Origin of the sequence: Fictibacillus sp. b24 (genome assembly GCF_030348825.1) — a bacterium.
Taxonomy (GTDB): domain Bacteria; phylum Bacillota; class Bacilli; order Bacillales; family Fictibacillaceae; genus Fictibacillus.
Genome location: NZ_JAUCES010000005.1, coordinates 661,581 through 674,047 on the forward strand (window position 1 = coordinate 661,581; position 12,467 = coordinate 674,047).

At 44.3% G+C, this 12,467-nt stretch carries 8 protein-coding genes; all 8 read left to right on the forward strand.

Annotated features, from left to right (window positions below):
- The first annotated feature begins 165 nt into the window (after window positions 1-165).
- From QUF49_RS03310 to QUF49_RS03345, 8 genes are read left to right on the forward strand one after another with little or no spacing between them, the layout of a single operon-like run.
- Window positions 166-1,536, forward strand: coding sequence for an ABC transporter substrate-binding protein (locus QUF49_RS03310; protein ID WP_289494325.1), 1,371 nt, complete (start codon window positions 166-168; stop codon window positions 1,534-1,536).
- Window positions 1,537-1,567: 31 nt separating this feature from the next.
- Window positions 1,568-4,528, forward strand: a complete 2,961-nt coding sequence (locus QUF49_RS03315; protein WP_289494326.1) for an extracellular solute-binding protein — start codon at window positions 1,568-1,570, stop codon at window positions 4,526-4,528.
- Window positions 4,509-5,405 (forward strand): carbohydrate ABC transporter permease, encoded by an 897-nt coding sequence (locus QUF49_RS03320; RefSeq protein WP_289494327.1) that lies wholly within the window; start codon window positions 4,509-4,511, stop codon window positions 5,403-5,405. Before QUF49_RS03315 ends, QUF49_RS03320 begins: the two co-directional genes overlap by 20 nt.
- A gap of 19 nt (window positions 5,406-5,424) precedes the next feature.
- Window positions 5,425-6,303, forward strand: coding sequence for a carbohydrate ABC transporter permease (locus QUF49_RS03325; protein WP_289494328.1), 879 nt, complete (start codon window positions 5,425-5,427; stop codon window positions 6,301-6,303).
- Between the two features lie 20 nt (window positions 6,304-6,323).
- Entirely contained in the window at window positions 6,324-8,339 is a 2,016-nt protein-coding gene (locus tag QUF49_RS03330; protein ID WP_289494329.1) for a YIP1 family protein, read from the forward strand.
- Window positions 8,332-10,620: a DUF5696 domain-containing protein gene (locus QUF49_RS03335; RefSeq protein ID WP_289494330.1), complete on the forward strand. Its 2,289-nt coding sequence runs from the start codon at window positions 8,332-8,334 to the stop codon at window positions 10,618-10,620. Before QUF49_RS03330 ends, QUF49_RS03335 begins: the two co-directional genes overlap by 8 nt.
- On the forward strand, window positions 10,598-11,458 hold the full coding sequence (locus tag QUF49_RS03340) for a carbohydrate ABC transporter permease (protein WP_289494331.1): 861 nt from the start codon (window positions 10,598-10,600) through the stop codon (window positions 11,456-11,458). Before QUF49_RS03335 ends, QUF49_RS03340 begins: the two co-directional genes overlap by 23 nt.
- A gap of 15 nt (window positions 11,459-11,473) precedes the next feature.
- Window positions 11,474-12,424: a carbohydrate ABC transporter permease gene (locus tag QUF49_RS03345; RefSeq protein WP_289494332.1), complete on the forward strand. Its 951-nt coding sequence runs from the start codon at window positions 11,474-11,476 to the stop codon at window positions 12,422-12,424.
- Window positions 12,425-12,467 lie beyond the last annotated feature (43 nt).

Below are 12,467 nucleotides of genomic sequence, written 5' to 3' on the forward strand. Positions count from 1 at the left end.
CGAGACTCCTGCGGGACAAGCGGTCAGGTGAGACCCTTAATGGCGCATAGCGGCAAGGGGCTCACCGCCTGCCCCGCGGAAAGCGAAGCACCCGAAACGGATATCAACACTTACAGGAGCAACGTAGAAATAACCAAAAAAATCAAAAATCAGGAGTTGATAGGTATGAAGAAAGTTTTAGCTCTTTTCATGATCATCGCATTGTTGTTTTCAGTATCTGCATGTAGTTCAGATGAAAAAGCAAGCACTGACGGTGACAGCAAAAAAGAAAACGTAACGATCTCGTATGCAAGCTGGTCACTTGGTACTGAAAAAGAACAGAACCTTGAGCGCCTTATGATCAAAGCGTTTGAGAAAAAGTATCCAAACATTAAAGTTAAGATCGATGAATCAATTAGCACAACAGACTGGAACGGAACACTCGCTGCTGCAGCAAGTGCTGGCAAGATGCCAGACGTTTTTGCTCTGCCACAGATTCCATCATCACTTTCAAACGACTGGTTGATGGACATCACGAAAATGACAGAAAAAGATAAAGATTTTGCTAACATTCCAGAAGCGGTTCGTGAATCAGCGACTTATAACGATAAAGTGTATGCAGTTCCATTCGCACAGCATTTCTTAGGCTACTTAGTAAACAAAGATCTGTTTAACGAAGCGAACCTAGATTACCCGGAGTTTGGTTTTTCACTAGAAGAGTACACGAAATCTATTAAAGAAGTAACGAACATCAACAAAGGTGTAGCTGGAACGAACCACGCGTTTTCAGTAACCGACTGGTATCCGGCTGCGGCAAACCCAGACATGGGCTGGTATACGGTTAAAGACGGACAATATTCTCTTGATTCAAAAGAATTCATCGCAGGAGCTAATCTTGCAAAAGAAATCACAACGAACAACTACGCGTACGAGTCACTTCCAGATGACTTGAAGGCTAACTTTAAAGGTGAAAACCCAGAAGAAGTATGGATGAACGGACAAGTCGCTGTGAAATGGGACGGCACTTGGGGAGTTCCTGCACTTGTTGAAAAAGGAACCTTTGATTTTGACTTCATCGGACTTCCGGGTGGAAGAACGGGTGTAACGAACGACTTTGTTGGAATCTCAAAAACGAGTAAGCACGCTGAAGAAGCATTCCTTTTCTCTAAGTGGATGTCATTCGGTAAAGAAGGTTTCATGAAACGTATGGAGATCGCTGAAAAAGAAGGAAAAGCATTGAACACACTACCAGTTAACGCAGATCCTGAAATTTTAGATGAGTACTTCGCAATCAATGAAGTGCCCGGAATCAAGACAGCTTATGACAACTTAGACAACGCAGTCGTTGAGCCTGTTAAGACCGTACCTGGCTATGTAGATGCACGTTGGGAAGCACCAACAGGCGTGAAGGTTGGAGAAGAAGCAAACGCGAAAGTGGCCGTGATTTTAGATAACGTGATCAAAGGAAACCTGAAGATCGAAGACTATGCAAAACAGCTTGATCAGTTAGCAGACCAAAAGAGTAAAGAAGCAAGTGAGGCTTTAAAAGATAAATAGAAAGCCTGAAGTTTAAGGGGAGGTTGATAGTATGAAGTTTAGAAGATTTCTTTGGTTAGGTTTAGCGCTGTGTCTCATTTTCCCACAACCATATGCATCTGCTGAAGGCAACAGTCAGGATAATAAGCCTGCCGAACAAGTCGTGGAGGAAAACTATCATACCGTCCTTAACAGTTGGGAGAAGAAAGGGACAGGGGACGCTTCAGATTTTGAAGCGTCTGTCTCTCCTTCTGATTTTAAGATCAAAGACAAAAAGAACCTTTTGTCAGATTCAGAGAGTATTGGCTATAACGATCGTGTTTTCTATTGGCATAACCGTGAGTCCGTTTCTTATGAAGTGAATGTGGAAGAAGCAGGACTATATGAGCTAGCGTTTGATTATTATCCACTGAGCAATGAGGTTGTTCCAATAGAGGGCGCCATTCAGGTAAACGGTAACTATCCTTTTTATGAAAGCCGCAGAATCGTGTTTCCGGCCGATTGGAAAAACGAGAAAAACAGCTTCGAGAAAGATCGGTTCGACAACGACATGATTCCGAAGCAGAAGCGGATCGAGCGTTGGAACACGTTAACAGCGGAAGATGCGAGTCAGCTTCAGCCAGAACCACTTCGTTACGAACTGAAAAAAGGAAGAAATACGATCCAGCTTACGAACCTATCAGGCGAGATGCTACTAGGAAAAGCGTACGTCAAATCACCTAGCAAACTACCAAGCTATAAAGATTACGTAAAAAAGCATGAAAACGTAAAATTGGCCGAAACAATGATCACGCGTGAAGCCGAGAAGGACTATGAAAAGAACAGCTCGTACATACGTCCTTTTGCGGCGGATGATTCATCAACGATACCGAGTTCTCCAAAGAACCTTCTTCTGAACACGCTAGGTTCTGAATCGTGGAAAGACTCCGGACAGACGGTGAACTGGAACGTCAACGTGAAGAAAGAAGGTTTTTACAAGCTAACATTTAAAGTGCTGCAGAACAAAGAGACGGGTGGTCCGGTTTTTCGAAAACTTTTAATTGATGGCAAAGTTCCGTTTCAAGAAGCTTCACCGGTCACGTTCCCATTCAATAAAAACTGGGATAACGTCACGTTAGAAGACGAAGATGGAAAAGCATATCTGTTTTATTTATCAAAAGGAAAGCATCAGATCGGTCTAGAAGCTGACGCCGCACCTGTTGAACCAGTTCTTCATACGACGAACAAAGTGATGCGTGAGATGGAAGAGCTGACGCTTGAAATCAGAAAGCTTACAGGGAATCAGACAGATACGTCTCGTGGCTGGAAGATCAGCGAGTACATTCCAGGTATCGATAAAAAACTTTCTGGCTGGGCTGATGAGCTAGAGAAAGAACTAAACTATCTCAGAACACTTGATAAAACAAAAGAAGATTCAAAAGATATGGTCTCGCTTGAGATGGCGGTTCAAAAGCTAAGAGCACTTAGCAAAAAGCCGAATGAGATTCCAAGCCGACTTACAGAGCTGTCAGAAGGATCGTCTTCAGCGGCACAGCTGCTCGGAAACATGCTCGTGACTTTGCCCGAACAGCCGTTAACGGTCGACCGCTTCTACGTGCATGGTGATGAAAAAGAAGTACCGAACGCAGAAGCTGGTTTTTGGGAAAAGCTGATCGATTCGATTCAACGCTTCTTCTTATCGTTCTTCTCTGAAAATTATTCAGCGAGTGAAGCTGAAGAAGATACGTTAGAGGTTTGGGTGAACCGGCCACGTCAATATGTAGAGCTTTTACAAAACCTATCCGATCAAAACTTTACACCAGAGACAGGAATCAAAGTAAAATTCTCCATCATGCCGGAAGAACAGAAGCTTATTTTAGCAAGTGCATCGAACAAACAGCCAGATGTCGCACTTGGCATTAGTACGTGGCTGCCATATGAGCTATCCATTCGTGGTGCAGCCGTTGATCTGCATCAGTTTGATGACTTCGAAAAATTCAGCAAGCAGTTCTCACCAGGAGCTTTTCTTCCGCTCATGATCGGTGATTCGGTTTATGCGATGCCAGAAACACAAGATTTCTTTGTGCAGTTTTACCGAAAAGATATTATGCAAGCACTCGGTCTTCCGGTTCCGGATACGTGGGATGACGTGAAGGGCATCTTGCCAGAACTGCAGCGTTTTGGGATGAACTATTATACGCATATCGCTGGTGCAACAGGCTTTAAGCCGTTCCAAGCGACCGCTCCGTTCGTGTATCAGTTTGACGGAGATCTGTACGGAAAAAATGGGATGAAGACGGCGATCGGAACAGAAGAATCGCTAAAAGGCATTCAGTTCATGGCAGAGCTGAACACGATCTACAGCATGCCGTTACAAGTGCCAAACTTTTATAACCATTTCCGATATTCAACACTTCCGATCGGAACAGCAAACTTTACGACGTACACGCAACTTACGGCTGCTGCTCCAGAGATCGCAGGATGGTGGGATATTGCTCCACATCCGGGTGTGAAAAAAGAAGACGGAACGGTAGAGCGCTGGGCAACTGGTTCAGGTCAGTCTGCGATGATCTTCAAAGGTACAAAGAGTAAGGAAGATTCGTGGGAGCTTTTAAAATGGTGGCTGTCAGAAGATACGCAGACCGAGTTCGCGACCAATCTTCAGATGCTGTATGGACCAGAATACATGTGGAACACGTCGAACCTAGAGGCGTTCAAGAACCTTCCGTGGCCAGAGCAGCATAAGAAAACGATTCTGAAGCAATGGGAGTATCTATACGAAGTACCGAAGAATCCAGGTTCGTACATGATTGAGCGTGAGCTTTCGAACATCTGGAACCGCATCGTGTTCGACGGTGTGAACCCGAGATCGGCAGTTGATGATTCAGTCGTTGCGATCGACCGGGAGATCAAGCGAAAGATGGAAGAGTTCGGATATGTGAAAGACGGCAAGATGGTCAAGCCGTATCCGATTCCTACGATAGAACAAGTGAAAAGTTGGGCAGGCGATGAGAATGAAAAAGAAAGCAAATAAACGAGATTATTCACCGTGGATGTTCCTTGCTCCGTATATCATCTTTTTTACAACGTTTATCATCATACCTGTTGCAGCGGCAATCCTTTTGTCATTTACGTATTTTAACGCGATCGAAACACCGACGTTCATCGGGTTGAGCAACTATGTCGGTCTGATCACACAGGATGAAGTGTTCATGCAGAAGATTCTGCCAAACACCTTAACGTTCGCATTGATAGTGGGCCCGGGCGGGTATATCTTATCGTTCATACTCGCTTGGGCGCTCGCTCAAGTACCAAAGCGCATGCGAACGGTCTTAGCACTGATCATCTACTCGCCATCCATGACAGCAGGTGTTGCGATGGCCGTTGTTTGGACGATCATCTTCTCTGGAGATGAAACAGGTTATCTAAACAGCTTGCTTCTCACGATGGGTGTGCTGTTAGAGCCGATCCAATGGCTGCAGTCACCTGAGTATTTGATGAAGATCATGATTTTTGTAACGCTTTGGGGCTCTATGGGTGTTGGATTCCTCGCGATGTTATCAGGTGTTCTAAACATTAACACCGAGATCTATGAAGCAGGATACATCGATGGCATCAACAACCGTTTTCAAGAGATCATCTATATCACGATTCCGTCCATGAAGCCGCAGATGTTGTTCGGAGCGGTCATGGCAGTCGTTGGAACGTTTCAGGCTGGTGCGATCGGGGTAGCGCTTTCGGGTGCTAACCCGACACCGCAATATGCGGGTCAGCTTATGGTCAACCATTTGGAGGATTATGGTTTTATCCGTTATGAGATGGGTTACGCAGCAGCGATCTCGGTCGTGCTGCTCATCGTTGTATATCTGTTCTCGAAAGTAGCCTGGAGGCTGTTTGGAGAGAAGGACTAGCGAAAAAGGAGTGATCAACATGTCAGCCTTTCAAGGGACAAGAATGAACCCGTCAAAGTTTCATAGAAGTCAGCTGAAGTTTCTTGCATTTTTAATTCCACTGGCTATCTTTATGGCTTTGCCAATCGTCTATATATTCTTTCATGCGTTCAAACCGATCGACGAACTGTTCGCGTATCCACCGCGCTTTTTTGTAGATAACCCGACATTTCAAAACTTTGTAGACCTTTTTACAAAGACGAACGATACCGGTGTTCCGATGTCGCGCTTTTTGTTCAACTCTGTTGTGATTACGCTTATCGTTGTCGTTCTGACCGTTATCATCAGCACGATGGCAGGCTACGCGCTATCTAAGAAAAATTTTAGAATGAAAAAAGCGATCTTTGAGATCAACACGTTAGCGCTCATGTTCGTACCGGCAGCGGTTATGATTCCGCGTTACCTGTTGATCGACGAACTTGGCTTGATCAATACGTTTTTGGTTCATATCCTACCGTTACTCGCGATGCCGATCGGTCTGTTTCTCGTCAAACAGTTCATCGATCAGATACCGGATGAACTGCTTGAAGCGGCAAGGCTAGACGGAGCATCTGATTTTCAGATTTTCGTACGAATCATCATACCGCTCGTCAAACCAGCGATCGCTACCATTGCGATTCTATCGTTCCAGCTCGTTTGGAACAGCGTTGAGAGCTCGTCGCTTTATGTGAACGACGAAGGACTGAAGACGTTCTCGTTCTACATGTCGACGTTAACTTCAACCGTTGAAGGAAACAACGTAGCAGGACAAGGACTCGCAGCGGCGGCTTCCTTGATCATGTTCGTACCAAATCTAATCATTTTTATAATTCTGCAGAGCCAGGTGATGAACACGATGGCCCACTCAGGAATCAAGTAAGAAAGTAGGAGGGGGGAGAAATGAAGCGCATTGCCCAATTTGTAGCATTATTGGTATTCCTGCTTGTTCCGATCTCATCTATCGCTTCTGCTTCTGTCCCTTATCAGACAGAAACGTTATCAGCAGACGGTCAGACGATCGAAACACAGACTGCTTACACACCGGTCGGCACATTGTTACCAGACGTTGAGATCATGAGCCCGGAAGATATTTTCTCTGATACAAAAGGAAACCTTTATATCGCGGATTCTGGTGCCAAGAAGATTCTAGTCGCTGACAAGAACGGGAAATTTTTACGCGAGATCGGAAAAGGTGTTCTTAAATCACCAACTGGCGTCTATGTGGACGAAAATGAAAAAATCTTTGTAGCGGATTATGAAGAAGAAAAGGTATTCCGCTTTTCACAAGACGGCAAGGTCGAAGAGCAATATGGAAAGCCAGATTCACCGCTTTTCGGTAAAAGCTCTTCTTTTAAACCACAAAAAGTAGCGGTTGACCGTCGCGGCAGCATCTATGTGATCAGTGAAGGGTCAACGAACGGAATCATTCAGCTTAGTAAGGATGGCGGGTTTCTCGGTTATTACGGCGTAAACAGCACAGAAGGATCGTTTGGCACGTTTTTGCAGAAGCTTCTCACATCAGAGAGCAAAAAAGCAAATATGTTCATGAAGACACCTCCCGCGCCAGACAACATCGCGCTTGATGATCAAGGTCTCGTCTATTCCGTAACAGAAGGAACGACGAACGAAGTCATCAAAAAGCTGAACGTTGCCGGCAAGAACATGCTGTTTCCGGATATCTCAGATGAGAAGTCACTGCAAGATATCGCGGTCGATCCTGACGGAAACATGTTCGTCGTATCAAGCACCGGAGAGATCTATGAATATGATAGCTTCGGAAATTTACTATTCATCTTCGGCGGTAAAGACGACGGGACGAATCGTCTTGGGTTGTTCAAGCAGCCGACAGGCATCACGATCGATCCTGACGGGAGACTGTACGTTACAGACAAAGAACGCGGCATGATCCAAGTCTTTGAATCTACTGCTTTCTCAAAACAAGTGCATGAAGGAATCGCGCTTTTTAAAGAAGGCCGTTATGTAGAGAGTCAGAAGTATTGGGAAGAAGTGCTGGAGATGAACTCTTCGTTCGGTCTTGCGCATTCTGCCATGGGTTCTGCTTACTACAAACAGCAAGACTATGATAAGGCGTTAGAAGAATATCAGTTTGCTAACGACGTGTACGGTTATTCCGACTCGTTCTGGGAAGTCCGTCACGCGTGGATGCAAGAGAACCTGGAAACGGTGTTATTCGCGTTAATTTTCTTCGCCATTTTGTACTATGTCGTAAAAGTGATCGACAAAAAGAAAGGTATCTTGGATCAGCCTCGCAGAAGGATCGGAGCGATTAAGAAACAGAGATTGATAGGAGAACTGCTCTTCCTGTTCAAGTTCTTCCGTCATCCGATCGATAGTTTTTATTATCTGAAAAAGAAACGATACGCGTCGATCCTGTCAGCGACGATCCTATATGTAATCTTAATCGTCGAGTATATTTACAGCCGGTTTTATACCGGATTTATCTTTAAAACGGTGAGCAACGATGCGAACTTAGTCGGCGAGCTTCTCTTATTACTCGTACCGCTCGCACTGTTCATTGTGGTGAACTATCTCGTTAGTACAATTAACGATGGTGAAGGAAGGTTCAAGGACATCTATATCGGAACGATCTATTCGCTCGCTCCGTTCCTTGTGTTCAGTCCGATTCTGACCCTTTTATCGAACGTGCTCACATACAATGAAGCGTTTATTTATGTTTTCTCGATCCGCATCATCTACTTATGGTGTCTGATCATCCTTTTCATCATGCTAAAAGAGATTCATAACTACACGTTCTCAGACACGATCCGAAACATCTTCGTCACGCTGTTCGGAATGGTGATCATGCTTCTTGTTGTGTTCATCGTGTTCGTGTTGATCGACCAAGTGTACGATTTTGTTTATTCCATCATAAAGGAGGCTGTTCTTCGTGTATAAAAAGATAAGTATCGCGCTTCTTACCTTGCTCGTACCGATCTCTGTATTCGCCGCGCAAGATGATAAGAAAAGTACCGAGCAGCCTCCCGTACCAACGGAAAGTAGTCAAAACGTGATGAAGTATACGTCTTCATCGTTTACGAAGCCTGAGAAAGAGAATGGTGCTCCGATCAAACAGAAAAACTCGTTTGAAGGTTTTGAAAAAGCAGCCGAGAACAATAATCTTGCTCTTTATGTGAACGAAGAAACGCTCGCAATCAAGGTAGAAAACAAAAAAACGAAATACGTCTGGAACTCCGGACTCGATAGCCCCGATCAGTACCGACTGAACAAAACGTGGGAACAGATGGCTCAATCAGCGATAACCGTTGATTATATGGATCGACGCGGGAAGGTGAAAACCGAGAGTATTACGACGAACGATTCTAGACCACGTGTGAAGATGAACGATAAAGGGTTCACGGCCTCGCTTTACATGAATCAATCAAAATTAGAGTTTGAAGTGAACGTGGAACTTCAAGAAAATGACCTTGTTGTTACTATTCCTGAGAATGAGATCAAAGAAAACAAATACACAAAGCTCATCTCCATGCGCGTTTATCCGTTTTTAGGTGCTGTGAACAAGAGTGAGATTAACGGCTATATGTTCATACCAGACGGATCAGGTGCATTGATTCGTTATGAAAAGAACGGAACAAAAGCCGATGCGCCGTTTACGGGATCCATTTACGGTGATGATGAAGCCTTTTTGAAAACGAAAGTGAAGAAGGAAGAAGAAGAAAAAGTAACACCGGTTGAGCAGATCAAGATGCCAGTATTCGGAACGGTTCATGGTGTGAAGCAGAACGGATTTCTTGCCGTGATCGAAGAAGGCTACACACATGGTGACATTTTAGCGTATCCGTCAGGTGTTTCGACTGATTTTAACTGGATCTCTTCTGAATTCCATTTTAGAAAAGAATATTATCAGCCGACGAGTAAGAACATGAAGGGTCTAAACGTATATCAAAAAACAAAGAACCCGTTTGGCGTAAAGCTGAGATACATGTTCTTACAAGAAGATGACGCTGATTATGTAGGGATGGCCAAAGCGTTTCAAAACTATCTTTCTGAGACAAAACAGCTAGAAAAGAAAGATGATCAAACCGGTGTAAGACTTGAGTTTTTAGGTGGTGAAGTGAAGGAAGGTCTGTTGTGGGACTCTGTTCTGCCGATGACGAAAGTCACAGACATTCCAAGCATGACATCTGAGCTCAAAAAAGATATCGATGATTTGTTTGTCGTCTATAAAGGCTGGTCGGAAGGCGGCCTAACGGGCACATTGCCTCAGAAGTTTCCGTTTGAAAGTAAACTCGGAAACAGTGACGACGTAAAGGACACGATCGACAGTCTTAAAAAAGATAACATTCCGCTCTATTTTTATAGCGACTACACAAAAGCGTACGACGGAGCATCCGGCTATTCCGGCAGCAAAGACGTAGCGAAGAAGATCAGTGCCGAGACGATCTCACACAGTGAAGATAAGAAGACATTGTATTATCTATCACCAGAAAAATCTCTAGCGATCGCGAAAGAGGATGTAAAAGATTTTAAGGAACAAGGCATCTCAAACGTAGCGATCGATACGAGCGGATACACGTTGTTCTCTGACTTTAGCGGAAAAAAATCGAGCGAGCGAAATCAGACGATCAAAACGTATCAAAAGCTGTTCGGCACATTAAATAAAGAAGTGGGGAACGTCGCTCTTTATGAACCGAACACGTATCTATGGAATCAGACCGACCGCTATCTCGACATCCCGATGAACGCGTCTAACTACGTGTTTGAAACAGACACCGTACCTTTCATGCAGATCGTATTAAAAGGATACATGCCATACTACGCACCATTCTCGAACTTTCAGTCAGATTCAGAAGATCAGATGCTGCGCATGATTGAGTACGGGGCATATCCATCGTATCTTTTAACGAAAGAAGCGTCACATCTGCTCGCTAAAACTGCATCGAGTGACGTTTATACATCGGAATACTCGATCTGGAAAGAAAAGATTTTGTATCAGTACGAAAACATTAAGAAAAGTCTTGGTGAGGTAGAAGGCGAAGAGATCGTTAGCCGTAATGTGCCTCAAACAGGCATCGTGGAAGTAGAATACTCAAACGGAAAAGTGATCATCGTCAATTATACGAACGCTTCTTATAAACGAAACGGAATGGAAGTTGGAGCGAAAGATTTTGCGGTAACAGAGGGGGGCGGAAGCGATGAAACGACTAAGCAACAATAGAAACCTTACAGGATTGCTGTTTGTTTCACCATGGATTATCGGCTTTCTCATCTTTACCGCGTTTCCGCTTCTATACTCGCTCTTTTTAAGCTTTCAGGAAGTGAAGATCACGACAGATGGCATCAAAACGAACTTTGTAAGCTTTGGAAACTATGAATATGCGTTTTCGGTAGACGGAACATTCGTAGACCGCGTCCTAAAATATCTAGAAGAGATGGTCATCTCGGTTCCGATTATCATCGTCTTTTCATTGATTATCGCCCTTTTGTTGAACCAAAAGATTAAGTTCCGCGGATTGTTCCGTACGATTTTCTTCCTTCCCGTTATCATCGCGAGCGGACCGGTGATCAAAGAGCTGATCGATCAAGGAATCACGACGATTCCTTCTATTGAACAGTACGCGATCTACCAGGCGTTAAGTGATAACCCGGATGGTTTCTTTAACGGAATCCTTCTATATCTGATAAAAAACCTGATCGTAATCCTATGGTATTCAGGCGTGCAGATTTTAATTTTCTTAGCTGCTCTTCAAAAGATGGACAAGCAGATCTTTGAAGCAGCGAAGATCGACGGTGCGAGCAACTGGGAGTTCTTTTGGAAGATCACACTGCCAAGCCTAACGCCGATGATCATCGTTAACTTGATCTACACGATCGTGACGTATTCGGTATTCTCGTTGAATCCGATCATCGAACATATTCAGAAAAACATGTTTAAAGTAGACACAGGTTATGGCTATGCCTCAGCACTATCTTGGATCTACTTCCTAATCATCGCGGCAGCGCTTGCGATCGCTGTTGGTGTGATGACGGTAAAAAGAAAGAAAAAATACACCTAAGAGGATGTGATCAATGTGCAAACCAAAATACAGCAAGTGAACAAGTATTACTTAAAAACAAAACGCATGTTTTTGGGCATGCAGGGGACAGATGGTCTTCTTTACAAGCTCTTGATCTACGGACTCTTGGTGGGGATCGGATTCGTGTATCTCTATCCGCTTCTCTACATGGGTGTGTACAGCTTTAAAAGTTTGGATGATCTGTTGAACCCGCTGGTTAACTGGATTCCAACACAGTTTTATACAGGAAACTATGAGCAGGCAAATAAGGTTCTGAACTTTTTCTCAACATTGATGGAAACGTTGTATGTGACTGTTCTTCCTGCATTGGCGCAGACAGCAGTCGCAGCAGTTGTCGGATATGGACTCGCTCGGTTTGATTTTCGCGGTAAAAAGATCATGTTCGTACTTGTGCTCGCAACGTTTATCATTCCGCCGCAGGTGACGCTTATTCCAAGGTACATCTTCTTTAATGAGCTGAACATTCTCGGCAGTTTGAGTGCGTTCTTGCTTCCGGCAACGTTCGGACAAGGGTTGAACAGCGCAATCTTTATCTTGATTTTTTATCAGTTTTTTAGAGCCGTACCAAAAGCTTTGGAAGAAGCAGCTCAGCTTGACGGCGCAGGGCATTTTCGAATCTTCTTCACGATAGCACTACCGATGGCATTGCCTGCGATCATCATCTCGTTTTTGTTCTCATTCGTTTGGTATTGGAACGAGACGTACTTGGCCGCAATCTATTTTGGAGATGCATTAACAACTCTACCGCTGCAGCTGCAGAAGTTCGTTGCGACGTATCAGCAGATGTTCCCGGCTGAGATGGGAGTGAGTGGCGGCAACCAGTTGAACGAAGGAATTAAGATGGCAGGAACCGTTCTGTCGATCCTTCCATTATTAATCGTGTACTTTATCACGCAGCGTTGGTTTGTTGAAGGTGTAGACCGTTCGGGGATTACGGGGGAGTAAAAGTTATTGATGTGGGTAATGTGGGTGGTTGATTTGCGTTCCA